The 24,753-nt window shown below is 57.2% G+C and carries 26 protein-coding genes; 12 read left to right on the forward strand and 14 right to left on the reverse strand.

The annotated features are described in order from the left end of the window. Window positions 1–22 precede the first annotated feature (22 nt). The 5 genes from ACR0AW_RS20235 to ACR0AW_RS20255 form a co-directional block, all read right to left on the reverse strand. Complete coding sequence (locus ACR0AW_RS20235) at window positions 23–841, reverse strand: trypsin-like serine peptidase (RefSeq protein ID WP_480439496.1); 819 nt, start codon at window positions 839–841, stop codon at window positions 23–25. After that, window positions 838–1,623 carry a trypsin-like serine protease gene (locus tag ACR0AW_RS20240; protein ID WP_170395202.1) on the reverse strand — a complete coding sequence of 262 codons (786 nt, stop codon included), beginning with the start codon at window positions 1,621–1,623 and terminating at the stop codon, window positions 838–840. The genes ACR0AW_RS20235 and ACR0AW_RS20240 overlap by 4 nt, the downstream gene beginning before the upstream one ends. A 117-nt stretch (window positions 1,624–1,740) precedes the next feature. After that, window positions 1,741–3,054, reverse strand: a complete 1,314-nt coding sequence (gene glcF / locus ACR0AW_RS20245; protein WP_170734170.1) for a glycolate oxidase subunit GlcF — start codon at window positions 3,052–3,054, stop codon at window positions 1,741–1,743. A 3-nt stretch (window positions 3,055–3,057) separates the two neighbouring features. Continuing rightward, the gene (locus ACR0AW_RS20250) at window positions 3,058–4,152 is read right to left on the reverse strand and encodes an FAD-binding protein (RefSeq protein ID WP_170734171.1); all 1,095 of its coding nucleotides are present in this window, start codon (window positions 4,150–4,152) and stop codon (window positions 3,058–3,060) included. Between the two features lie 50 nt (window positions 4,153–4,202). Then, window positions 4,203–5,642 (reverse strand): FAD-linked oxidase C-terminal domain-containing protein, encoded by a 1,440-nt coding sequence (locus tag ACR0AW_RS20255; RefSeq protein ID WP_170423285.1) that lies wholly within the window; start codon window positions 5,640–5,642, stop codon window positions 4,203–4,205. Window positions 5,643–5,722: 80 nt separating this feature from the next. Between ACR0AW_RS20255 and ACR0AW_RS20260 the strand changes: the two genes are divergently transcribed. Both ACR0AW_RS20260 and ACR0AW_RS20265 read left to right on the forward strand, forming a co-directional pair. Continuing rightward, on the forward strand, window positions 5,723–6,433 hold the full coding sequence (locus ACR0AW_RS20260) for a DUF599 domain-containing protein (protein WP_170395190.1): 711 nt from the start codon (window positions 5,723–5,725) through the stop codon (window positions 6,431–6,433). A 35-nt stretch (window positions 6,434–6,468) separates the two neighbouring features. Next, window positions 6,469–6,816: a hypothetical protein gene (locus tag ACR0AW_RS20265; RefSeq protein WP_170395187.1), complete on the forward strand. Its 348-nt coding sequence runs from the start codon at window positions 6,469–6,471 to the stop codon at window positions 6,814–6,816. Window positions 6,817–6,819: 3 nt separating this feature from the next. Here the strand turns inward: ACR0AW_RS20265 and ACR0AW_RS20270 are convergent, their stop codons facing one another. The 4 genes from ACR0AW_RS20270 to ACR0AW_RS20285 all read right to left on the reverse strand — a co-directional run bounded on the left by ACR0AW_RS20270 (window position 6,820) and on the right by ACR0AW_RS20285 (window position 9,707). Beyond that, window positions 6,820–7,305, reverse strand: coding sequence for an NAD(P)H-dependent oxidoreductase (locus ACR0AW_RS20270; protein WP_170423281.1), 486 nt, complete (start codon window positions 7,303–7,305; stop codon window positions 6,820–6,822). A gap of 1 nt (window position 7,306) precedes the next feature. Further along, window positions 7,307–7,777 carry a 23S rRNA (pseudouridine(1915)-N(3))-methyltransferase RlmH gene (gene rlmH, locus ACR0AW_RS20275; protein WP_170408706.1) on the reverse strand — a complete coding sequence of 157 codons (471 nt, stop codon included), beginning with the start codon at window positions 7,775–7,777 and terminating at the stop codon, window positions 7,307–7,309. 44 nt (window positions 7,778–7,821) lie between these two features. After that, window positions 7,822–8,181: a ribosome silencing factor gene (gene rsfS, locus ACR0AW_RS20280; RefSeq protein ID WP_039541351.1), complete on the reverse strand. Its 360-nt coding sequence runs from the start codon at window positions 8,179–8,181 to the stop codon at window positions 7,822–7,824. 164 nt (window positions 8,182–8,345) lie between these two features. Next, a complete protein-coding gene (locus tag ACR0AW_RS20285; protein WP_170734173.1) occupies window positions 8,346–9,707 on the reverse strand; it encodes a mechanosensitive ion channel domain-containing protein in 1,362 nt (453 codons plus the stop codon). A gap of 111 nt (window positions 9,708–9,818) precedes the next feature. Between ACR0AW_RS20285 and ACR0AW_RS20290 the strand changes: the two genes are divergently transcribed. From ACR0AW_RS20290 to ACR0AW_RS20315, 6 genes are all read left to right on the forward strand, one after another. Further along, the gene (locus ACR0AW_RS20290) at window positions 9,819–9,926 is read left to right on the forward strand and encodes an isopropylmalate isomerase (protein WP_082025160.1); all 108 of its coding nucleotides are present in this window, start codon (window positions 9,819–9,821) and stop codon (window positions 9,924–9,926) included. A 43-nt stretch (window positions 9,927–9,969) separates the two neighbouring features. After that, window positions 9,970–11,373 carry a 3-isopropylmalate dehydratase large subunit gene (gene leuC / locus ACR0AW_RS20295; RefSeq protein WP_170395174.1) on the forward strand — a complete coding sequence of 468 codons (1,404 nt, stop codon included), beginning with the start codon at window positions 9,970–9,972 and terminating at the stop codon, window positions 11,371–11,373. Between the two features lie 38 nt (window positions 11,374–11,411). Continuing rightward, entirely contained in the window at window positions 11,412–11,966 is a 555-nt protein-coding gene (locus ACR0AW_RS20300) for a DUF308 domain-containing protein (protein ID WP_170734174.1), read from the forward strand. Window positions 11,967–12,008: 42 nt separating this feature from the next. Continuing rightward, complete coding sequence (leuD, locus tag ACR0AW_RS20305; RefSeq protein WP_170395169.1) at window positions 12,009–12,614, forward strand: 3-isopropylmalate dehydratase small subunit; 606 nt, start codon at window positions 12,009–12,011, stop codon at window positions 12,612–12,614. Between the two features lie 331 nt (window positions 12,615–12,945). Continuing rightward, window positions 12,946–13,776: a hypothetical protein gene (locus ACR0AW_RS20310; RefSeq protein ID WP_170395166.1), complete on the forward strand. Its 831-nt coding sequence runs from the start codon at window positions 12,946–12,948 to the stop codon at window positions 13,774–13,776. Continuing rightward, on the forward strand, window positions 13,773–14,795 hold the full coding sequence (locus ACR0AW_RS20315) for an endonuclease/exonuclease/phosphatase family protein (RefSeq protein WP_170734175.1): 1,023 nt from the start codon (window positions 13,773–13,775) through the stop codon (window positions 14,793–14,795). Before ACR0AW_RS20310 ends, ACR0AW_RS20315 begins: the two co-directional genes overlap by 4 nt. 7 nt (window positions 14,796–14,802) lie before the next feature. Here ACR0AW_RS20315 and ACR0AW_RS20320 read toward each other — a convergent pair whose 3' ends face one another. Beyond that, entirely contained in the window at window positions 14,803–15,708 is a 906-nt protein-coding gene (locus tag ACR0AW_RS20320; RefSeq protein ID WP_170734176.1) for a sugar nucleotide-binding protein, read from the reverse strand. A gap of 83 nt (window positions 15,709–15,791) precedes the next feature. Between ACR0AW_RS20320 and ACR0AW_RS20325 the strand changes: the two genes are divergently transcribed. After that, complete coding sequence (locus tag ACR0AW_RS20325; protein WP_170395159.1) at window positions 15,792–16,685, forward strand: LysR family transcriptional regulator; 894 nt, start codon at window positions 15,792–15,794, stop codon at window positions 16,683–16,685. Window positions 16,686–16,691: 6 nt separating this feature from the next. Here the strand turns inward: ACR0AW_RS20325 and ACR0AW_RS20330 are convergent, their stop codons facing one another. Next, window positions 16,692–17,219, reverse strand: a complete 528-nt coding sequence (locus ACR0AW_RS20330; RefSeq protein WP_170515492.1) for a redoxin domain-containing protein — start codon at window positions 17,217–17,219, stop codon at window positions 16,692–16,694. Window positions 17,220–17,310: 91 nt separating this feature from the next. Here ACR0AW_RS20330 and leuB point away from each other — a divergent pair, with 91 nt between their 5' ends. Continuing rightward, on the forward strand, window positions 17,311–18,414 hold the full coding sequence (gene leuB, locus ACR0AW_RS20335; RefSeq protein WP_170626350.1) for a 3-isopropylmalate dehydrogenase: 1,104 nt from the start codon (window positions 17,311–17,313) through the stop codon (window positions 18,412–18,414). Between the two features lie 58 nt (window positions 18,415–18,472). On the opposite strand, the gene ACR0AW_RS20340 is transcribed toward leuB, so the two are convergent. Next, window positions 18,473–20,659, reverse strand: coding sequence for a PBP1A family penicillin-binding protein (locus ACR0AW_RS20340; RefSeq protein WP_170776368.1), 2,187 nt, complete (start codon window positions 20,657–20,659; stop codon window positions 18,473–18,475). A gap of 257 nt (window positions 20,660–20,916) precedes the next feature. Here ACR0AW_RS20340 and ACR0AW_RS20345 point away from each other — a divergent pair, with 257 nt between their 5' ends. Both ACR0AW_RS20345 and ACR0AW_RS20350 read left to right on the forward strand, forming a co-directional pair. After that, window positions 20,917–21,255 (forward strand): P-II family nitrogen regulator, encoded by a 339-nt coding sequence (locus ACR0AW_RS20345; protein ID WP_039541190.1) that lies wholly within the window; start codon window positions 20,917–20,919, stop codon window positions 21,253–21,255. Between the two features lie 33 nt (window positions 21,256–21,288). Next, a complete protein-coding gene (locus ACR0AW_RS20350) occupies window positions 21,289–22,611 on the forward strand; it encodes an ammonium transporter (protein WP_170395150.1) in 1,323 nt (440 codons plus the stop codon). A 70-nt stretch (window positions 22,612–22,681) separates the two neighbouring features. Here the strand turns inward: ACR0AW_RS20350 and ACR0AW_RS20355 are convergent, their stop codons facing one another. Further along, window positions 22,682–23,866 carry an amino acid aminotransferase gene (locus ACR0AW_RS20355; RefSeq protein ID WP_170408714.1) on the reverse strand — a complete coding sequence of 395 codons (1,185 nt, stop codon included), beginning with the start codon at window positions 23,864–23,866 and terminating at the stop codon, window positions 22,682–22,684. Then, on the reverse strand, window positions 23,866–24,720 hold the full coding sequence (gene sseA / locus ACR0AW_RS20360; RefSeq protein ID WP_170734178.1) for a 3-mercaptopyruvate sulfurtransferase: 855 nt from the start codon (window positions 24,718–24,720) through the stop codon (window positions 23,866–23,868). Before sseA ends, ACR0AW_RS20355 begins: the two co-directional genes overlap by 1 nt. Window positions 24,721–24,753: the final 33 nt, after the last annotated feature.

Below are 24,753 nucleotides of genomic sequence, written 5' to 3' on the forward strand. Positions count from 1 at the left end.
ATGGGAAGTAAAAGGACTGGGTTCAAGACCCGCCCGCGCTGAGGAATTTAGCACCCGAATTGGACTTGGCTGAACCCGGCTGCAATCTGCGGATTGTTGCCGTGGGTCGGGGCGCGTCACGACGCAATATCGCCTTGAGTTCCGAGACAATCCCCGACAGCTCCATCCCGTAGCCGATCTTGCGTTGACCATCCGATGCGCCCGCCGAAACAACCGACAGGATCTGCCAACGCGGGCCTTTTTTTGCTAAAATAGCGGAGCCCGACGAACCGAATGTAATATCGCAATCAAAGCTGATCAGCCCCTGCCCGCGTTGCAGGATGCGGCAAGAGCGTTGGCGCGTGATCGCCTCGGCCCGACCGCGACCATACGAGGCGACGCTGATTTCGCTGTCGCTGACGCGGCCGCTGTGCAGGGCGAACGGATCAGCAATCGAATAGGGAATCGGCTCTTCCAGCCGCATTAGAGCCACATCAATTCGAACACGTGACGCCGATACCGGCGCATTGGCAACAAAATCGGGATGGGTCGCAATCTGGATGACCTTGCGATCCGCAAGCGCCTTACCGTCGCTCAAACCGGCGCGAAAGGTCAATTCACCGGGGGCATAGGGTTTTCCGGTGGCCTTGCTCACAGCGCAATGCGCCGCTGTCAGCACGATGTCCTTTGCGATCAAAGTACCGGTGCAAAAGCCCTGTTCGCCGATATCCAGACGTCCGACCGCCTCCCACCCATACAGATCATCGCGATCCGTCAGTCGGCGCTTGCCGCTGGTCTGGGCCTGCGCGGCAGTTACGAGAATAGAAACAAGCAAGGTGATACTTAGAAAAACACGCATCATGGCTTAATGAACTTTGCTCCGAGGTTTTTGGTGTTGTTGTCCAATGTGGCGTTCATACCCCGCCCCTGCGAAAGCTCGGCCCGCAACAATTCCAGCGATTCATCCAAGGCGGTGCCCAGCGCAACGCGTTGACCCTGCAATTCGGCCTTCGCTGCAACGACCGACACAATGCGTGGCCGCTCGCCGTCAAACGAAAAGATCGGCGCGCCGGATGCCCCGAAATCCACGTTGCAGGACATAACCAGAATTCCAGCCTGTCTCCCAATGACGGAACAGACTTCCTGCAGTGCTGGCGCTTCGGCGCGGTCATGCGCGTACGAGACAACCCCCACCTCTTGACCGCGGGCAGGACGACGTCCGGTTTCGAAAGGAATAACCGAGGTGTTGCGGATCGGCTGCCACAGCTCGATCAGCGCAATATCATGACGCACCCGCGTTGCAGAAACATTGCCTTCATACACATAGTCGGGGTGAACCACTGTTCGACGCGCCGGGCGATAAGCCGAGGCGGAACCGAGGCGCCAACCGGCCAGAAACTCGATCCGGGCCGGATTAATTCGCTGTTTCGTGGTTTTGTCGTACAGACAATGCGCAGCCGTCAGTACCAGAGTCGGAGATATCAGCGATCCGGTACAAAACCCGGTGCCGTCGATATCCAGCCGACCAACTGCCATCCACTCGCGCCCAGCATCGGTGGTTTCCAGGCTCCTAAGCCCAGTATCCTGCGCCTGTCCTGCCAAGGGCAGCAAGCTGAAGACAATAGCCGTGATCCAGTTGCGCACGCGGGTCTCCGGTCATGAGGTCCGACCAAGATTCGTATGCCGTTGGTGCGGCGAAAATAGGGCAATTGACCCTTGGATGAATTTCAACCGGACCTGATGCGCGAGTGCAGCAATCGATCAGCGCAGTTGGGGTACCCCAGCCATGCCGTCGCGCAATGCGCGCGGTTCCGGCCCTCCGGTGGCCCAGTCCAGCAACTCGACTGTGTGGACAACGGGCGTGTTAGTCCCAGAGCCGATTTGCATCATGCATCCGATGTTACCTGCCGCGATAACATCAGGATTCCTAGCCTCAAGCGTGCGCACTTTTCGTTGTTTCAACTGACCCGAAATCTCAGGCTGCATCAGGTTGTAGGTTCCTGCACTGCCACAGCACAAATGACTATCTTTAGGCTCTAACACTGTGAATCCAGCAGATTTCAGCAGGTTCTTGGGATAAGAGGTAACCTTTTGCCCATGTTGCAATGAACACGCCGCGTGGTAGGCAACAACCAGTTCTTTCTTGTCGCTGTCCGGCATCTCTAGCTGCACCAAAAGCTCACTGATATCCATCGCCATGGCGGATACACGCCCCGCATCCACCGCCAGCGGATCACTGCGGAACATGTGCCCATAATCTTTAACCGTGGTCCCACACCCCGAGGTGTTGATCACGATCGCATCCAGACCATCACCATCCATTTCGCGTGTCCAGGCCCGGATATTGGCTGCAGCAGACGCATGGCTTTCACCGGTTTTACCCATGTGATGGGTCAATGCGCCACAACAGCTGGCACCTTCGGCGACAACGACCTCGCAGCCCAATCGGGTCAGCAGGCGAATCGTCGCGTCGTTGATGTCGGTGTTGAGCGCTTTTTGCGCACAGCCCGTCATCAGGGCGACGCGTTTCTTCTTAGCGCCTTTTGCTGCAAAGCTCTGAGGGTCATCATTGCGACTAACCGGTGGAATATATCTCGGCGCCATGTCCAGCATCGCCTTCAGCCGGGCATCCGGCATCAGAAACCGGAACGGACGACCCAGCTTTGCCCCGATTAGAGCCCAGCGAAAGCGTGACGGATAAGGCAGGATTCTGGCCAATATCCAGCGCAGAGCCCGATCCGAGAACGGGCGCTTGTAGTTGTCTTCGATATATTCCCGTGCGTGGTCCACGAGGTGCATGTAATGCACGCCCGAGGGGCACGTGGTCATGCAGGCGAGGCAAGATAGGCAGCGATCGATATGCTTGACAGTCTTTTCGTCCGGAACACGCTCATTCTCCAACATGTCCTTGATCAGATAGATACGCCCGCGAGGGCTATCCAACTCATCGCCTAGCACCTGATAAGTCGGGCAGGTTGCTGTACAGAAACCACAGTGAACACAATTTCGTAGTATCTCATTGGATCGCTGAATCGCTGGGTCTTGCAACTGCTTTTCGGTAAATTTCGTCTGCATCGCCTACCCCATCAGACCCGGATTGAACACGTTCCGAGGGTCAAATCTCTTCCGAATTGCCTTTGTTAGAGACTGAATCTGCGTGCTCTCCGGTTGGAACCGCCCAAATTCAACAATGGTGTCAGCCTCTGCACGTACCAGCGTTGCATGTCCTTCAAAGTGACCCAGTCGTGCACGCAGATCGGTGCCCTTTGGCACCAATACCCAGATCAAGCCCCCGCCCCAGTCAAATAGGGTTCGATCCGCGTCTATCCGTTCTGCAAGGCTGGCTGCATCGCCGGGTTTCACCGATAAGCGCCAGACATCACCTTGCAGATCCTTAAACGCACGCAGATCACGCAGATCGACCCAGCGGTTCCTCGAATTCTCTAACTCGGTGCATTCGCCCCCAAGGATTTCGCGCAATCGACCTACCCGATAGGCAACCGAGTCGGCAAATCCTTCGATCCGCAACAGCGCCTGCCCACCCAGTGGATCATAGGCTGCGCTGCTCACCTCGAAGGGGGATTTCAGGGCAGTGGACATGAGATCAACTGCGGTTCCTACATCAGCGGCCCCGACTGCCAGAGTGGTCTCGATCTCAGGTCTAGGCAGCACTTTCAGTGAGACCTCGGACAGCACCCCTAGCGTGCCCCAGGAACCCGCCATGAGCTTGACCAGATCGTAACCGGTGACATTCTTCATCACCCGCCCGCCATTCTTGATCACCTGCCCCAACCCGTCGACATAACGTACGCCCAACAGGAAATCCCGGCACGCGCCAGCCTGAATTCGACGCGGCCCCGAGATGTTGGCCGCGACAACACCGCCGATTGTCGGTTCCCCCGTGGTGCCCAGCAAACCGCGATGATCCATCGGCTCGAACGCCAGTTGCTGGCCCTCGGCCTCCAAAGCCGCTTCGATCTCAGTCACTGGAGTCCCGGCAAGCGCGACCAGAGTCAATGCGCCCGGCTCATACTGTGTAATTCCGTGCAGTCCCGACAGGTTCAGCACAGGCTCGGGCCCATCAAGGCCGCGCGTGCCGCCTCCGGCAATACGCACTGGGCCATCCAGGCCGGCAACGATGTCCGCAAGTTCAGCCTCGGTTTCAGGTGTCATGGCACTTCATCTTTTCGCAAATACTCTGGGTATTGATGGGGAAGGCTCATCTATTCCGCAGCCATCCTGCGCGTGGCAGACGCCTTTAGCGGAAACACCTTGGCTGGGTTCAACAGCCAATTCGGGTCAAACACATCTTTCACCGCCATCTGCGCCTCAAGATCCTGTGGTTCATATTGGTGTGTCATCAGATCACGCTTTTCGATGCCGACCCCATGCTCACCAGTCAGGCAGCCCCCCGCATCAACGCAAAGCTTCAGGATGTCCGCCCCGAACGCTTCACATTTCTCAAGATCGCCGGGTTTGTTGGCGTCAAACAGGATCAAGGGGTGCATGTTGCCGTCACCGGCATGGAACACATTGCCGACTGGCAGGCCATAATCTTTGCTCAGCTCCCCGATCCGGCGCAGGACGAAGGGTAGCGATGAGACCGGGATCGTCCCATCCAAACACATATAATCGTTGATTTGCCCCATCGCGCCAAAGGCCGATTTCCGCCCCAGCCAAATACGGGCGCTTTCATCAGCCGATTGGCTTTCTCGCAGCTCAACCGGATTATGCCGCTTGGCGATCTCGATAATCTTCGACAACTGACTATCGATCTCTGCCTCTGATCCTTCAACTTCGACGATCAGCAACGCCTCGCAATCAGGATAACCCGCTTGGGCGAAATTCTCGCAGGCTCGAATACAAAGGCGGTCCATGAACTCGATCGCGACAGGCAATATGCCCGATTTGATTATGTCAGAGACGCATTGACCGGCTACTTCATTATCGTCAAAGCCCATCAGAACGGGACGCGCGCCCTCAGGTTTGCGCAGGATGCGCAACGTTGCTTCAGTTACGACACCCAATTGCCCTTCGGATCCGCAGATAACACCCAACAGGTCCAACCCGCCAGCGTCCAGATAGGCACCTCCAATTTCGACCACGCTGCCATCCATCATGACCATAGTCACACCCATCAGATTGTTGGTCGTCACCCCGTATTTCAGGCAATGCGCCCCGCCCGAATTCATCGCGATATTCCCGGCAATGGCGCAGGCAAGCTGAGATGAGGGATCGGGGGCGTAAAAGAAATCCTCTTCTTCAACGGCACCGGTTACACTCAGGTTGGTTCGGCCGGATTGCACCTTGATAAACCTGTTGTCGTAATCGATTTCCAGAACTTCGTTCATCCGTGCAACGCCTAGAATCACACAATCTGCCGTCGGCAGGGCGCCACCGGCCAATGACGTGCCCGCGCCGCGCGGTACAACCGGCACACCCAGTTCATGGCAAATGCGCAAGACATCGGAAACCTGCTGCGTGGTCGAAGGCAGTACAGCCAGCATTGGCGGGCATTTATAGGCGGTCAGCGCATCACATTCATAAGCCCTGGTCTCGGCCTCTTCATGGATAACAGCATCCTTCGGCAGCACTTGCTGTAGTCGCGCAACCAATGCCTGCTTGCGTGCTAAGACATCCGGATTTGGCTTGGGCATTTCCATCGCTGATCCTCCATTTGGTAAAATTATATTACCAATTTTATCGGCTGGCAAGTTACCGAATCCAACAATAGTGTCGCGGCATGACCTGGATCGACCGCACATTACTGTTTTCCTCGCTGGACTATGCAGCCGTTTTGTTGTTGTTCGCGACATGGCTAGGGATTGGGTGGAGGATCGAAAATCCGTCCTCTCAGAAACCGTCGGTTTCATTGATGATGGATGATTTCCGCAAGGTCTGGATGCGTGAAATGGTGACGCGCCAGCCGCGTGTGTTCGATGCACAAGTGATCTCGGCCATGCGCCAGGGCAGCACGTTCTTCGCTTCGACAATCATGATTGCAATAGGCGGCGGTTTGGCATTGCTTGGCAATACCGAACGCCTTGCTGGGGTTGCTGAAGATCTTGCCATCGGCCGTGCGCCTGCCATGGTTTGGGAAATCAAGATACTGATTATTCTGCTTTTTCTGTCGAACGCTTTTCTGAAATTTGTCTGGTCGCATCGCCTGTTTGGGTATTGCGCAATCCTGATGGCCGCTGTTCCAAATGACCCCGATGATCCACAGGCCTATCCACGCGCCACACAATCCGCTGATATCTGCATCACGGCGGCTCGTAGTTTCAATCGCGCGTTGCGGGCGACATATTTTGCGTTGGCTTCAATCGCATGGATACTTGGACCGGTAGCCCTGATCCTAAGCTCAATCGTCACATTCGGTGTGCTCTATCGTCGCGAATTCGCCTCGCATTCGCGCACCGTAATCATGACTGCGCCACCAAACACAGAGTCGTGATCGCAATGCCATGCGCGAGCGCATAGTTTGGCCCCATGCGATATCTGATTCTCAGCGCCTTACTGGCCAGCCCCGCATTCGCCGACCCTCCGACGGTCGAACAGGTTTCGGCCCAATCAAATGGGGATACCTGGCGCTTCGACGTCACGATCCGCCACTCCGACACCGGATGGGATGACTATGCCGACGGCTGGCGTGTTCTGGATATGCAGGGGAACGAGCTGGGGATGCGTGTGCTGCATCACCCTCATGTCGATGAGCAGCCCTTTACACGGTCACTTGGCGGGGTGGTGATTCCGGACGGGACCACGCAGGTGCAAATTCAGGCGCGCGACAATGTCGGTGGTTGGAGCGAAGACACGACCGTGGTCGATCTGAACTGACCCTCAGAACACCCCGAGGCTGAGACCTGCGGCCAAGGCCGCTCCAACCTCACGACAGTTTTCAAGTTGTTCTTCGGGAATGATCTTTTCGGCCAAGATCGCCTTGGGTGTTTGCGCATGAGTGCAGATGATTAGGGGCGGTTGCACCTCTTTCAACCGCCACCCCGTTGCGATCCGTGCCATCTGTCGCGCGGCATTCTCACCATCTGATCCGGCGCAGACCATCTGCGCATAGGGTCGACCTTCGATCCTCCCCAGCACAGGATAATAACAGCGGTCGAAAAACTCTTTCATCAGACCCGAAATCGCAGCCAGGTTCTCGGGTGCGCAGAAGATATAGCCATCGGCGGCCAGCAGGTCGTTTGGCCCGGCCTGATCGGCGGTTTTCAGGATGGTGTTCGCTTCATCCCGCGCTGCTTCGGCTGCGGCTTCAGCCATTTGCCGGGTGCCGCCGGTGCGCGAGTGGTAGACGATCAATAGCTGCGCCATGTCAGACCCGGTGATAAGGGCCGCCTGAAAGGATGGTCGCGGCCCGGTAAAGTTGCTCGGCCAGCATCACACGGACCAACATATGGGGCCAGACCATTGACCCAAAGGATAGGGAAAAATCAGCCTCCGCCCGCAGATTAGGGTCTATTCCGTCCGCTCCGCCGATGATCAGCGCCAGATCCTGTCGGCCCGCGTCGCGCCATCCACCCAGCTTTTTTGCAAAATCAGGCGAGGACAACACCCGTCCGCGCTCATCTAGGGTACAGATCACCACACCTTTGGGCAGCGCCTTGCGCAGCAGGGTGGCCTCGGCCCCCATGCCAGCGTTTTTCTTGTCTTCAACCTCGATCACGCGCGCAGGCCCAAGCCCCAGCGCGCGGCCGGTCCGGTCAAATCGGGTCAGATAGTCGTCAAGCAGGGATTTCTCCGGTCCGGCGCGCAATCGCCCGACCGCAACGATGCTGATACGCATGTCTCTCTCGCCTCCGGCCCCTCAATACAGGCCGGGATGGCGCCTCAATTCGCCGAGGCGCTGCCGCCCTGAGGCAGCCACATCTTTTCCAGCTGATAGAATTCACGCACTTCGGGGCGGAAGATATGGACGACCACGTCGCCCGTATCGATCAGCACCCAGTCGCCGGCATCCTTGCCTTCGACCTTCGAGGTGAAACCGAATTCCTGCTTGATGCGATCCGTCAGCTTTTCCGCCATGGCCGAGACCTGACGGGTCGACCGACCAGAGGCAATCACCATGTGATCCGCAACAGAAGACTTACCTTGCAGGTTGATCTGCACGACGTCTTCGGCCTTGTCATCGGAAAGTGAGGAAAGGATACGTTCAAGCAGCTTGTCGCTGATTGACTGAGAGTGGGCCATTACACCGGCCCCATCATCGGCGGGCAAACCCGCCTGTGTATGTAGAGACAGGACATAGTCCTCCTTTGCTGCGCGCCGCCAAACCCCGGCGCCGGGGTACTAATAGGGTAACAAGGGGATTGCAACATTTCAATGAAAGGGCCGACGCTGCGCCCCACATCCAGTCACTCTTTGGCGAGATGTTGCACCTCGGCGTCGGCCTCCGGGCCGCCCAATACGCGGATTTCACGCTGCGGGAACGGAAGCGAGATGTCTTCGACCTTGAACGCATCCCACAGCGCCAGGAAAACATTGCCCCGAATGTTTGTCAGACCCTTGTTCGGATCACTGATCCAGAAGCGCAACACATAGTCCACGCTGCTGTCACCGAAACCAGTGATATGGCAGACAGGTTCATGTTTGCCTCCACTCAGCACTCGACCAACCGTCTTGACGGCACGGATCGCTGTCGCGCGGACTTTGTGCGGGTCGTCGTCGTAGCTGGTGCCGAAATCAAGATCCAACCGCACGAAACGGTCGGAATGCGACCAGTTTACAACCTGATTGGTAATCAGATCTTCGTTTGGAATCAGATATTCCCGACCATCCCGCGTAACCACCGAGACATAGCGCGCGCCCAGCGCGTTAATCCAACCAAATGTGTCCCCGAGTGAAATCACGTCGCCCGGTTTGATCGACCGGTCCATCAGGATGATAATGCCTGAGATCAGGTTCGAAACCACTTTTTGCAGGCCAAACCCGATCCCGACGCCAATGGCCCCGGACAGCAACGCTATGCCAGTCAGATCAAACCCGAGGGTGCGGATCGCCGCCATGAACACCGCCCCGTAGAGCAGCACCTGAATACCCTTGGCCAGAAGAACCTGCATCGATGGTGTTATGTCTTGATTGTTCGTAAGGCCGCGCTCAGCCGCGCGTGTGCCGACACGCGCCAAAGTCAGCAGGACGCCAATCAGCAGTACAGCCTTGATGATGCCCAGCGCCGAGATATGAAGATCACCGATAGAAATGGCGACGCCATCAAGGAAACCGGCTACATCATCCGTCAGGTTCAACGCAATCAACGTGGCATAGACCCACATAGACCATTTAAATATTTGTCGCAGCGTTCGGTTTCTCACCAATCGCGAAACCAACGCGATGGCCAGCCATGCAACAGCCAGCGTTGCGAAGACACCAAGTATGTAGCTCCGCGACGGCCATGTGACCTGTTGCATCACCAGATAAAGCCCACCAGACAGCAACACAAAATAGACCAACGTCAGACGGCGCATCAGATGTATCAATATCCGCAAGCGCCATTTCGGCCATCCCACCCGGGCCCTCGCCCAGGTTTCCCATCGGCCCTGCGTCAGCAGTTTCAGCAAGAATGAAATTGCCCAGAGAAACAAGATGATGATGAGTTGATACTGCCGCCATCCCGGGGTGACGATCAACTCGGCCAGACCTTCAATTTGCGAGGAAAACGCCGCCGTCATGTTGGCGTAAAGCTCCGAGAGCGTCTCCGGTAGTAAATCCTGGTTCATTCACCTCTCCTGCAGGTCAGCTTGGACAGCGATGCTGGATGATGCAAGCCCGCAGTGAGACGGTTGGGATTGAACCTTGATTGACACGAATGCCCGTTATATCTGGTGCGTATGAGACTCAATGTGGCCCAAGAACAGAATCTGGAAGATCGCGCGCGTCTGCGTGAACGGTTCTTTGGGGCTGCCCGCACGGTCTTGGCCCGCCTATCGGCGGCCTAAGCCAACTCGCCAGCTATTTCTCATTACATACGGGAGAGGACCGATGTCCCCCAAAACACTCTATGACAAGATCTGGGATGCCCATGTCGCCCACGAGGCCGATGATGGCACCTGCCTGCTGTATATCGACCGCCATCTGGTGCACGAAGTGACCAGCCCACAGGCATTCGAAGGCCTGCGCATGGCGGGCCGCAAGGTGCGCGCGCCAGAAAAAACCATCGCCGTGCCGGATCACAACGTTCCGACCACGCCGGACCGTGTGAATGGTATCGAAAACCCGGAATCACGCATTCAGGTCGAGGCACTGGACAAGAACGCCAAAGATTTCGGCATTCACTATTACCCTGTGCACGACGTCCGTCAGGGCATTGTGCATATCGTCGGCCCCGAACAGGGCTGGACCCTGCCCGGCATGACCGTTGTTTGCGGCGACAGCCACACGGCGACTCATGGTGCATTCGGCGCTCTGGCGCACGGCATCGGCACATCCGAGGTTGAACACGTTCTGGCCACCCAGACTCTGATCCAGAAGAAGTCCAAGAACATGAAGGTCGAAATCACCGGCAAACTGCAGCCGGGTGTGACCGCCAAAGATATCACTCTGGCTGTGATCGGCGAGACCGGTACTGCTGGCGGCACAGGTTATGTCATCGAGTATTGCGGCGAAGCGATCCGCGATCTTTCGATGGAAGGGCGCATGACCGTCTGTAACATGGCCATCGAAGGCGGTGCCCGCGCTGGCCTGATCGCGCCGGATGAGACCACCTTTGAATATGTCAAAGGCCGCCCGCATGCCCCCAAAGGCGCGCAGTGGGAAGCCGCGATGGACTGGTGGAAGACGCTTTACACCGACGAAGATGCGCATTTCGATAAAGTCATCACGCTGCGTGGTGAAGATATCGCGCCGGTCGTCACTTGGGGCACCAGTCCCGAAGATGTGCTGCCGATCACCGCATCCGTACCGCATCCCGAAGATTTCGAAGGCGGTAAAGTCGACGCGGCCCGCCGTTCGATCGAGTATATGGGCTTGGAAGCCGGTCAAAAGCTGAGCGATGTTGAAATCGACACTGTTTTCATCGGCTCTTGCACCAACGGTCGGATCGAAGACCTGCGCGCTGCGGCGGAAATCCTGAAAGGCAAGAAGATCAAGGACGGCATGCGCGCCATGGTCGTACCAGGCTCGGGCTTGGTGCGTGCACAGGCCGAAGAAGAAGGTTTGGCCGAGATCTTCAAAGATGCCGGTTTCGAGTGGCGTCTTGCGGGCTGTTCAATGTGTCTGGCGATGAACCCCGACCAGCTGCAACCGGGCGAGCGCTGTGCCGCGACTTCGAACCGCAACTTCGAAGGCCGTCAGGGTCGCGGTGGGCGTACCCATCTGCTGAGCCCTGCAATGGCTGCCGCTGCGGCAATCACAGGACGGCTGACAGACGTCCGTGAATTGATGTAAGAGTCTCTCATATCTAGATATTTGATGGAGAGACTAACATGAGTGATTGGGTCAAATGGCTACTGCTTGGACTTTTGTCCATAGCATTCGGGGTGTTCGTATTGGGCGCACCGGTCGTGGCGTCCGTTGCCGTAACAGTAGTAACCGGTGTGTTGCTATTGATTGCGGGCGGAATGCAGATCGTTGGTGGCTTCACGGTTGAAGGCACTGGCAACAAGATCCTGTCACTCATCATGGGTGCGGTCATGCTGTTTCTGGGCTGGTCCTTTCTGGATCATCCGCTGCAGGGCACGCTGACTCTGGCGACCGTGATGCTGATCCTGTTCATGGCAGGCGGCATCGCGCGGGTCATTCTGTCGTTCCAGATGAAAGGAACGCAGTTTTTCTGGCCCACGATGATCTCGGGCATCTTGTCGATCATCCTCGCCGGCATCATCTGGACCTATGTGGGCAAGGAACCGGCTGCTCTGCTGAGCATACTGGGGATCTTCCTGGGCATTGAGATGCTGTTCAACGGGTTCGGATTGGTCTTCATGGCGTTCTTCATCAAGAACGCACCCAAGGACGAAACAACAGAAGCGAAAGAAGCTTAAACGCGGAGCACGGGCGCGGCCCTACCCCGCAGGAGTGTAGAAATGGAAAAGTTCGAAAAAGTCCACGGGGTGGCCGCCCCAATGCCACTGATCAATATCGACACCGATATGATCATTCCCAAAGTGCACCTGAAAACCATCAAACGCTCTGGCCTGGGTGTCGTGCTGTTTGATGAGATGCGCTATCACGATCATGGCGGCGAGAACGAAGATTTCGTTCTGAACAAACCCGCTTATCGCAACACCGAGATTCTGGTGGCTGGCGACAATTTCGGTTGCGGCTCGTCGCGGGAACATGCGCCGTGGGCGATCAAGGATTTCGGCATCAAGGTGGTGATCTCGACCAGCTTCGCCGACATCTTTTTCAACAACTGCTTCAAGAACGGCATCCTGCCCATCGTAGTCGAAGAAGAGCATCACGCGATTCTTATGGATGACGCGCACAAGGGTGAAAACGCCCGCATGACCGTGCATCTGGAAGATCAGCAGATTACCACTTCGGATGGCATGGTCATCGAGTTCGACATTGACCCACACCGCAAGCACTGCCTGCTGAACGGTCTGGACGATATTGGCCTGACGATGGAAAAAGACCATCACATCGATAAGTTCGAAGATCATGCGAGTCAGGCCCGCCCCTGGGTATGATTCTGGGGACGAATCTGTTGATACTCAACCTAACAGGGTCGCAAGCGCGGCCCTGTTCGCATTCTTGGGGCAAAAACCCAGTGCACCACAACATGTAGGTATCAATTTGAGATACACGTCGGATTTGCGTCGAAATTGATGCAATCCCGCACCAGTTGCGCCATCATTTTGCCCGAAATTGCGTGTTATTTGCTCATTGGCTTGAGCGAAATACCGCTTATCGGCAAAGTTGGCTCCCATGAGGTAGCCGCCAACGAACGAGCGGTGAGCACAAGTTGGACGATAAGTCGGCACAGAATCGACTACGCCGGTTTGAAAAAGGGTTCGGATTGTGATTGCACGCACAACGGGGGCGGCGATACGTGGATTATTGGTAGCACTTATGGTGCTTACCCCTGCGTTGTACCTGCCTACATCGACGTCGAATGGGACTGAGATTGTCGTCTTTCTGGCGATCCTTGCGTTTATCCTGACTTTCTCGGAATACAACTCGGCCTTTCCAAGCTTTATCGAATTTCGTGACGCACCACCTGTGAACAGGCTGCGCTTTGTCGGTTTGATGTCGATGGTTACCTTCCTGACGCTGATCTGCAAGAACGCCTATGCCCCCTCGGAACTTACTGGCCTGTTTTATTCAGTTGGCCTGATGGTCGCGAATGTGGTGGATTTCCCCTACTCCCCCGTTCGTCTTGTGGTTCTGATGCTGCCCGCCGATGCCAGCCAGCCCCTCGTAGATTTGGTGCGTATCTCCGCCAGCGTCGCTTATGTCGCGGCCTTGGTTACCATCGCCAGCTTTGCCTATGCAGTAAAGCTTCGGGGATGGCCAACAGGCAACGGCGCGTTCAACGTCTGGACCAATCTACCGCTGTTTGACCCAACCAAGGGTGGTGATGTGGTCACCCGTCTGCAGCGTGACGGGCGGCTCAACATCGCAATTGGGGCTTTGCTGCCTTTCCTGATTCCTGCCCTGATCAAACTGATGGCTGCTTTCATCACGCCGATCGCGCTCAGCAATCCGCAGACATTGATCTGGACGCTTTGCGCATGGGCATTCCTGCCTGCCAGCATGATCATGCGAGGTATGGCGACACTGCGCATTGCCGGCCTGATCGTTGAGAAGCGCCGCGCATACTCAACTTCCGAGTCAACTCAGATCGCATGATCCGACTGCTGGTTCTGTTGCTGTTGCCGTTTACGGCACAGGCAGAGACATTGCGCATCGCAAGTTTCAATACAGAACTCAGTCGCGAAGGTCCCGGCCTGTTGCTGCGTGATATTCGGCGGAACGACCCTCAGGTCGCTGCGGTGATCGAGGTGCTGATGACAACCCGTCCCGATATCGTCGCGCTGCAAGGCATCGATTGGGATTTAGACGGGCTTGCCCTTGCTGCGCTGGTCGAGGCGCTGAAAAGCAACGGCTTGGATTATCGATACAGTTATGCCGAGCAACCCAATTCCGGGATCGAAACCGCGTTGGATCTGGATGGGGACGGCGAGACGGGCGGCCCGGGCGATGCACAAGGCTGGGGGCGGTTCACCGGCCAGAATGGGCTGGCAGTGCTGTCCCGCTATCCTATCGCTACTGATCAAGTGCGGTCATTCACCCAGATGCGGTGGCGCGACTTGCCGGATGCCCAGCTGCCAGCCGAGGATGGAGAGCCCTTCCCATCACCACAAGCGCAGGCTGTTCAGCGGCTGTCTTCTACATCGCATTGGGTCGTTCCGGTCGACACCCCGAGTGGTCGCCTAAACCTGATGACGTTTCACGCCAGCCCGCCTGTCTTTGATGGACCTGAAGATCGGAACGGACTGCGCAACCGGGATGAAATTCGGCTCTGGTCGCTTTTGCTGAACGGTGATCTGGGTGAGAAACCTACAGGCCGTTTTGTCATCGCAGGTGATGCGAACCAGGATCCTTACAAAGGCGAGGGTCGCAAATCGGCAATCCGTGATCTTCTGGCCAATCCGCATCTGCAGGATCCGATGCCTGTTGACCCTGCGGGGTCAACTTCAACAGTTTTGTGGAAGGGCGTTGGCGAGATGAGAGTTGATTATGTCCTACCTTCGGCGGATTGGCGTGTGCACGATGCGGGCATTTACTGGCCGGAACCCACATCCCGTGACGCGGCCGTCGCCGCAAGCCGTCACCGGCTTGTCTGGGTCGATCTATTCGACGAATAGGCTTCGATCATGACCGTATGACTGTGCCGAATCGCTGGCGGGATTCATATTGCACAGGTTCAGACACGGCGTTCCTCAACGCGTCATTTAGGTCGGTCTGCGCAAATTCCGGGAGCAGAGCATCAAAGAGGCGTGCGTCCAGCCGGTGAGAAGTATTCCATAGATACCTCATCTCAAGCAAATGAGGCGCCATACGCCAGAACGGGCGGGCCAGATGCAAAGGCCACCATGCCATCTGTTTAAGGGTGAGTTCACGCCCCGCAACCTGCGAAAGCGCCAATGCCATTTCATTGCCGGTCAAGGTGTATCCAGCATAGGGGACATCGCAGAAACGCGGTAGCAGGCTGCGCATTTCTGCCAACTCCACAGCAGCGCGAGTTAAATCGGGCAGATAGGCCCAAGCATGCTCGATATCCGGATTGCCGGGATACACAAAGCGCCCGCGCCGCAAGTGTTTGATGAGAATCTGATCGAACCAATTGCCAGAGGCCGTGGTGTCTATGAAATCACCTGCCCGCAACATGATGGTCCGAACCGACGAGGCACGATAAGCCTCTTCCATCTCGATCCGAATGCGTCCCAACGGATTTCGCGCAAGATGCGGTGTCCTGGTCGACCAGGGGCCGGGCGTATCCGCACCGAAAACATAAACGTTCCCCGGGACAATGACCGTCAAGTCACGCTCTGATGCAGCGGCGATTACCTGACGATGCAACTCTGGCACCTGCTCCGCCCAGTCGGGGTAAAGCGGGTTCCAGGCGTTCACGATGACGTCTACTCCATGTACCGCCGTGCGCAATTCCTCCCTGCGTCGATCAAACTTTTGCACAATCCATCCCGCATCCGAAAAGGCTCTTGCAGCGTTGCGTCCAAATCGACCGGTGGCCCCGAGAATGAGTACCGTTTGTGGCATTGATCCCTCCGTTCCGGATCAATCTATTCATTCACGATGTTTTGGAAATTGCGAAAAATCGCAGATTATGTATTCGTTTTTGAATGGCTAAAACACTCCAACTATCCGACTGGTCCTTAGTTCAAAGCTTTCTGGCGGTTGCCGAAACCGGCTCACTATCCGCAGCCGCAAAGCAACTGGGTCGCAGCCAGCCGACGCTTGGACGTCAGGTGCATGCGCTGGAAGAAGAATTGGGGGTCTCGCTGTTTGATCGTCACGCGCGTGGACTGACGCTCAGCGAGGTGGGGCAGCAAGTGCTGCCAATGGCGCAGCAGATGTACAGCGCAGTCAATGCCCTGGGGCTGACGGCAGCGGGTCAGGCGCAACAGCTGGAAGGGTCGGTCAGGATCACCGCTTCGGTATTTGTATCGCATCACCTGTTGCCGCCGATACTTGCCGCAATCCGTGAGGCAGAACCGGCCATTCAGCTTGATCTGGTCGCCTCGGATGCCAGCGAAAACTTGCTGTTCCGCGAGGCCGATATTGCCGTTCGCATGTATCGGCCCGAACAGGTCGACATCGTGGCAAAGCATATCGGTGAGGTTCCGCTGTGTTTCTGCGCCGCCCAAAGCTATCTGGATCGTGCGGGGCGACCAACAACGCCGACAGAGCTGATGCAGCACGACCTTGTGGGATTTGACACCAATGAAGACATTATCACCGCTATGCGGAACAAGGGCTGGCCTGCCAGCCGGGACAGCTTTGCCACGCGATGCGACAACCAGACTGCCTATTGGGAATTGATCCGCGCAGGGTGTGGGGTGGGCTTCAGCCAACTCAGCATCGCGCAGTCCGATCCTCTGGTCGAAGTGCTAGATATTGATGTCGAGATACCGGTGCTGCCGGTCTGGCTGGCTGCCCCTCAGGCGATGCGACAGACCCCGCGCATTCGCAGAGTCTGGGATTTGCTGGCCGACGGGTTGAAGGCCCGGCTTTAAAACCGCCTACAGCGCGCCGGTATAGGTGCCGCGCGCAGGATAGTTATTGGCCAAGGTGAATTTCAAACCGCCGACGATGTCCGACATCGGCGGTCGCGCAAAAGGCGTTGTCTGCTGCCAGACGTAATAGAGGGTCTGATCAGGTTTGATATAGAAATGTCCCGGCTCAGCGAACAACGCTGGCTCGGCACTACCTTCACGAGCCACCGAGATGTTCAGGCCCCAGACATCCCGCGCGTCGGCCATGGACAGGCCGTATCCTACGCGCAGCTTCGACACTCCGGCCTTCTCAACCGTCTCGGCCGCACGTTCGTCGGTATCCGTGGTGATCATGATCACCTCAATCCCCAGCTCGGCGAATTCATCCAGCGCAGCCTCGACCTCACCCATTTGGCGAACGCAGATCGGGCAATGCAGACCGCGATACTGAATCACCAGCGTTCCGTTTTCGCCAGTGTCGCGCTCAAGATCAAAGGTGCCATGGCTTACTGTTTCGATTTTTAGCGATGGGGCCGGATTTCCGGGTGTCAGCATGTGGTTTCCTCGTGATTTGATGGGTTCGTCTCATTGACCCGATGCGCCGCAAACGCTAGGGCCTGTGCGACAAAACGCAAGGAGACTGTCGATGTCCAACCCCTCGCTCCTCATCCTGCCCGGAGACGGAATTGGCCCGGAAGTTATGGCCGAAGTGCGCAAAATCATCGATTGGTTCGGCGCCAATCGCGGTCTTCAATTTGACGTGAGCGAGGATCTGGTCGGCGGCGCTGCCTATGATGCGCACGGGAAGCCCCTGTCGGATGAGACCATGGCCAAGGCACAAGAGGTCGACGCTGTTCTGCTGGGGGCTGTTGGCGGCCCTAAGTATGACGATCTGGATTTCAGCCTGAAACCCGAACGCGGACTGCTGCGTTTGCGCAAGGAAATGGACCTGTATTCCAACCTGCGCCCAGCTCAGTGCTTCGACGCGCTGGCGGATTTCTCTTCGCTAAAGAAGGATGTAGTCGCTGGCCTCGACATCATGATTGTGCGCGAGCTGACATCGGGTGTCTACTTCGGTGAGCCGCGCGGCATCTTTGAAGAAGGCAATGAGCGCGTTGGCATCAACACCCAGCGCTACACCGAATCCGAGATCGAACGCGCAGCACGTTCCGCGTTTGAGCTGGCGATGCGCCGGAACAAGAAACTGTGCTCGATGGAAAAAGCGAATGTGATGGAATCGGGCATCCTGTGGCGCGAGGTCGTGACACGTGTCGGTCAGGAATACCCCGAGGTCGAGCTGTCACACATGTATGCAGACAACGGCGCGATGCAGCTTGTGCGCGCGCCCAAACAGTTTGACGTGATCGTCACCGACAACCTGTTTGGAGATGTACTATCCGATTGCGCAGCGATGCTGACCGGGTCTTTGGGCATGCTGCCGTCTGCCTCGCTGGGCGCACCGATGGCGAATGGCCGCCCTAAGGCCATGTATGAACCCGTTCATGGCTCGGCCCCGGACATTACAGGTCAAGGCAAGGCCAACCCAATTGCGTGTATCCTCAGCTTCGCCATGGCACTGCGCTACAGCTTTGATCAGGGCGACGAAGCGGATCGTCTGGAAGCGGCGATCGAGAAGGTTCTGGCCGACGGCGTTCGCACAGCTGACCTGCTGGCCGAAGAAGGGGTTGAGCCGGTTTCGACCAGCGAAATGGGTGATGCAATTCTGGCAGCGCTAGACGAAAGCGTCTGATCTTACGATCATTCAGACTAGCAAAGGCGGTGCCCAGCGCACCGCCTTTTTTTGTTCGTCAGTTTCCGAAGATGTTGTTTAGCAGGTTGTTGATCGCACGGTCCAAACCGGTTTGATTCTTACGGCGCTGTTGCTGCGGCTGCGCGGTTCTAACCGGTGGGTCCGGCGCCAACATGGGCAACGGCGTGGGCGTCATCCCTTCTGTCACGCGCAGCATGGTCTCTTTCCATATCTCCGCCGGCAAGCCTCCACCCGTGACACCTGACAACGGCGTATTGTCATCATACCCCATCCAAACGCCCGTAACGTAGTCCGCGGTAAATCCGATAAACCAGGCATCCCGCGCGGCCTGGGTCGTGCCGGTCTTGCCCGCCACCTGCCAGCCCGGCAGCTTCGCGCGCCCACCCGTACCTTCAGAGACCACACGCTCCATCATCCAGGTCAGTTGTTTGGCGGCCTTGTCGTTGATGACGCGTTCACCGATACCGGTTGTCGTGATCATAACTGGATCGGTCTCACCAAGCAGCTTCAACTCGGTCAGGCCATAGGGTTCCACCGCTGAACCGCCGTTCAGGATACCAGCGTAAGCGCCCGTCATCTCTATCAGCGTGCTTTCCGATGCGCCGAGCGCCAGCGCGAGTCCCTCGGCCAGATCACTTGAAAGGCCGAAACCACTGGCAACCGTGCGCACGTTGTCCAGCCCCGAGATATCCGCCACTTTGACTGCGGGAATATTCAACGAGTTCTTCAACGCATCTGCTAATGTCACCCGGCCATAGAACTTATTGGTGTAGTTCTTCGGGCACCACTGACCTGAACCTGCGATGTTCCAGCACGTTGGTTCATCCATCACCGTGTCCAGCGGTGAATATCCCAACTCCAAGGCCGTCGCATAGACAAACGGTTTGAACGACGAACCCGTTTGACGCAGAGCCTGCGTAGCCCGGTTGAACGCCCCCGAAACACGGGTCTTGCGCCCACCGACCATACCTCGAACCGCGCCATCCGCCGACATCACGACAATGGCGGCCTGCGCTTTAGACCCTTCGCGCACCTTCTCCTGGAAGATGAATTTCAGCGCCTCTTCTGCCGACGTTTGAATGCGCTGATCCAGTGTGGTTCGGATCACCACGTCCTCGGTTGTGTTACGTGTGAAAAACTCAGGCCCGCTGGCCATGACCCAATCGGCAAAGTAACCACCAGCACGCGCGGCAGCGGCCTCGGATAACTGCGCCGGACGGCTGCGGGCCTCGCTGGCCTGCGCGCTGCTCAGATAGCCCTGAGTCTCCATTAGCCCAACCACCAAACGTGCCCGATCTTGTGAACGTTGTAGGTTGTTCGTTGGCGCATAGCGTGTCGGGGCCACCAATAGACCTGCCAGCATTGCCGCCTCGGCCGGAGACACTTCGGCTGCCGAAATACCGAAATACCGCTGGCTGGCGGCCTCGAAGCCGCGGGCTCCCGCACCGAGGAAGGCGCGGTTCAGATAGATCGTCAGAATTTCATCCTTGGAGTATTTGACCTCCATCGCAATGGCATAAACTGCCTCTTTCGCCTTGCGCCATAGCGAACCCTGACGGCAATCGGCTTCATATGCAGCCTCAGACTCCCATTCGCTGGGCTCATAAGGCACACCCAGGCATAGAAGTTTCGCGGTTTGCTGGGTGATCGTTGAACCACCGTGACCAGACAGCGGTCCACGTCCTTCGCTCAGGTTGATGCGTACCGCGCTGGCGACACCGCGCGGGCTGACGCCGAAATGGCGGTAGAACCGTTTATCCTCGGTTGCAATCACGGCGTTCTTGAGATGCGGCGAAACTGTATCCGCCGTAATCACGCCGCCAAACTGATCGCCGCGCCAGGCAAAGACCTTGCCGTCGCGATCCAGCAAGGTCACCGAACCACGTGCCCGCCCATCAAGCAGGGCATCGACATCCGGCAATGAGGTGTAAACAACACCCACCGCCAGCGCCAACAGCAACCCCGCCACTGCGCCGACCCTCCAACTGATCCCCCAAATTATGCGCCAGAACCAGCGGAACAGCCGGCGGAAAATGCCACCGCCCTTCCCACCAGAACTGCGCCGCGTTTTCTTCCGCGCCGTTTTGCGCGGAGCGGCTTTTCGGGCCGTCGACTTCTTACCAGCGGGTTTTGCAGCCCGCTTGGTCGCCGCAGGCTTTCGGCCTTTGGTCGGGTACCTTTTATCCGCGACAAGGCGCGATTTGCGACGGTTGGACTCAGTCATGCTCAAACTCTGCCCGGTTATGCTTTTGGGGCACCATACCCCGCCGGAACGGCCATGTAGAGGTGTGAAATACCCGTATTTCCCCTCACAAGTTTGCCTATATTTTCACCATATAGCGTGTTTTGTGCAAAAATTGTGCATAATTGCTGATTTTTTACCCTCATTTACCCTCCGAAAACGTTCCATCTGAACCTCTGTCGCGCATTTTTCTGCAGGTGCAAAATGCCGGGCCGCCCGGAGTAGTAGAGGGGAAAGACGTGAAACTGATCATTGCGACAATCAAACCGTTCAAGCTTGAGGAGGTGCGCGAAGCACTGACCAATGCAGGCGTGCGCGGCATGATGGTGACTGAGATCAAAGGGTTTGGCTCGCAATCGGGTCACACCGAGATTTATCGCGGTGCCGAATACGCCGTGAATTTCGTTCCCAAGATCAAGCTTGAGATCGTGGTGCCCGCCACCATGGCCGACCAGATCGTCGAAACCATCACCACAACCGCCAAGACCGGCAAGATCGGTGACGGCAAGATTTTCGTCCTCGATGTCGAGCAAGCCCTGCGCGTGCGGACCGGGGAAACCAACGAAGAGGCGCTTTAAGCGCGCTTACTCACAATCACTCGAGGACTAACAATGAACCTGATGAAATCTCTCATCCCTGCCGCTGCGATCGTCGCACTGCCGCAGATGGGTCTTGCGCAAGAGGCCGCTACCGGAGAGCCCGCGCAACACACCCAATATATCTTCACCACGCTGCTGTTCCTGATGGGCGGTTTCCTGGTGTTCTTCATGGCTGCAGGCTTTGCCATGCTCGAAGGCGGGCTGGTGCGCTCAAAGAACGTCGCGATGCAGATGACCAAAAACATCGCGCTGTTTTCAATCGCCGCGATCATGTACTGGCTGATCGGCTTCAACCTGATGTACCCCGGTGATGGTTGGACCATTTCTGGCTGGCTGGGCCCGTTCTTCTCGACCACCGTGCTTGACCCAGTGGGTGTCGGTGCAGATGCTGCGGCGCTTGACTACGCCTCAATCGGTTCGGATTTTTTCTTCCAACTGGTCTTTGTCGCAGCGACCGCCTCGATCGTGTCCGGTGCGGTGGCTGAACGGATCAAATTGTGGCCCTTCCTTGCCTTCGTTGTTGTCCTAACCGGCATCATGTACCCGATCTCGGGCTCGTGGCAGTGGGGTGGTGGTTGGCTGTCCGAAGCAGGCTTCTCGGACTTCGCTGGTTCAACCATCGTGCACTCGGTCGGTGGCTGGGCGGCTCTGGCAGGTGCTCTCATCCTTGGGCCGCGCATCGGTAAGTACAAGGACGGTAAAGTGCACCCGATGCCTGGTTCGAACCTGGCTCTGGCCACTCTGGGTACCTTTATCCTGTGGCTGGGTTGGTTCGGCTTCAACGGTGGTTCGCAGCTGGCGATGGGCACTGTAGGAGATGTCTCGGACGTATCGCGCATCTTTGCCAACACTAACATGGCCGCTGCATCCGGTGCCGTTGCCGCCCTTATCATGACACAGCTGCTGTACAAAAAGCCCGACCTGACCATGGTGCTGAACGGCGCGCTGGCGGGACTGGTGTCGATCACTGCTGAGCCGCTGGCCCCAACCCTGTTCGGCGCTCTGTGGATCGGTGCTGTGGGCGGCATCATTGTGGTCTTCGCGGTTCCGATGCTGGACAAGTTCAAGATCGACGACGTAGTCGGCGCCATCCCGGTCCACCTGTTCGCTGGCATCTGGGGCACCATCGCCGTGATCTTCTATGGCGAAGCCAGCCTGATCACTCAGCTGACCGGGATCATTGCTTATGGTGTCTTCACCTTTGGTGCTGCTCTTATCCTTTGGTCGATCCTGAAGGCCACCGTAGGTATCCGTGTTAGCGAAGAGGACGAGATCAACGGCCTCGACATGGCTGAACTGGGTATGGAAGCGTATCCGGAATTCTCCAAGGGCTAATAGCCAACCAAGTAAAAACAAAAAAACCCGGGCGTTCGCGCCCGGGTTTTCCTTCATTCAAAGATATCGCTCAGACGCCGACATCTACAATCGCCTGCGCCAAAATGGGCACAGTATTGGCGTTCAAACCAGCGATGTTCAGACGGCTGTCACCGACCATGTAAATGCCGTGATCGGCACGCAGCTTTTCAACCAGTTCTGGCGCGGCCCCCAGTCGCGAGAACATGCCGCGATGCTGGGCGATAAATCCAAATCGATCCGATCCACTAAGGCTCTGCAGCTCATCAGCCAGTTGCTGACGCAGGCCCAGCATGGAAAGGCGGACATCTTCCAATTCGGTCGCCCAATCTGCCCGCAGAGCATCGTCATTCAGGATCGTCGTCACCACCCGCGCGCCGTGATCAGGCGGGAATGAGTAGTTCTGGCGGTTCAAAAATGCCAGCGTAGACTGGTTCAGTGCAGTCTGTGCCGGATCGTCACTGATCGCCATCAGCAGGCCGGTGCGTTCGCGGTAGACGCCGAAGTTCTTCGAACAAGACGCCGCGATCAGGCAGCGCTTCACTGACGATGCGACCAGACGGGTTGCCTGCGCATCTTCTTCCAGACCGTCGCCAAAGCCCTGATAGGCAATGTCGATCATTGCGACGAGGCCACGTGCGTTGATCAGGTTCACGACCTCTTGCCATTGCACCATATTTAAGTTGGCACCCGTTGGGTTGTGGCAACAGCCGTGCAGAAGAACCACGTCGCCTGCATTGGCAGTTTTCAGGTCCTCGATCATACCGTCGAAATCGACGCCACGCGATTCTCCGTCGAAATAACGGTATTGGACTATCTCGATCCCTAGATAGTTCAGGATCGACAAATGGTTTGGCCAAGTGGGGTTCGACACGAAAACACGCGCGGTGGGGTTGGCCATACGGATCATCTCAAACGCCTGACGACAGGCTCCGGTACCACCGGGGGTGGCTACGGCTGCAATGTTGCCACGCGGGACAGAATTTCCGAGGATCAAGTCGATCATCGCGTCCGCAAAGGCTGGATCACCAGCCAGACCGGTATAAGCCTTGCTCTCCTGCTCTTCGAGAATACGCTTTTCAGCTGCTTTCACCGCGCGCATCACCGGAGTGACCCCCTCGGCGTTCTTGTAGACGCCAACGCCCAGATCGATCTTCTGATCACGTGGGTCGTCGCGGTACATCTGCATCAACGCCAGAATCTTGTCTGCTGGCTGCGGTTTAAGGTTCTCGAACATCAGTTCTCTCCGGTTGCGACGGGCAGGGTTGGGAAGGCACCCCATTCAGCCCAGGAGCCGTCATATAGCGAGTGGTCTTTCTTGCCCATGCGTTCCAAGGCAAGGCTGAGAATTGCGGCAGTCACACCAGAGCCACAGGATGTGATCGCGGGTTTCGATAAGTCGACGCCGGCATCTTCGAAAACCGCGCGGCAGTCATCGGGCGACTTCATCGTGCCATTCTTGTTCAACAGCATTCCAAAAGGCACGTTGCGCGAGCCTGGGATATGACCCGAGCGCAACCCCTCGCGCGGTTCAGCTTCGGTCCCGACGAAACGGGCCGCCGAGCGGGCATCGATGATCTCGTGATCCGCAAGCTTCGCGGCTGATGAAACTTGCGTCACATCGCGGACAAGGTGGTTTTGAACCCGCACCGTCATATGACGGTCGCGAATAATGGGGGGCAGGTCTTCGATCTCGCGCCCTTCAGACTGCCATTTGGGCAGTCCACCATCCAGAACGGCAATATTGTCCTGCCCCATCAGACGGAACAACCACCAGACCCGCGCCGCCGACATCAGCCCCGCACCGTCATAGACCACGACCTGATGGCCATCGCCAACGCCCATCGCGCGCAGGCGCGACATGAACTTCTCGACCGGAGGTGCCATATGCGGCAAGTCGGAACGATGGTCGGATATCTCATCAATATCAAAGAACCGCGCACCAGGGATGTGGGCAGCGTCATACTCTGCCTTGGCGTCTCGCGCTTGCTGCGGCAGGTACCACGACCCATCCAGAATCCTTAGATCCGGATCCTTGAGATGTGCGGCAAGCCATTCGGTAGAAACGAGGGTTTTTGGATCGTCCTGCATCTATGCCTCCCCTAAGCGAGCTTGGGTTTTCCC

This window comes from Ruegeria sp. C5, from assembly GCF_056537605.1.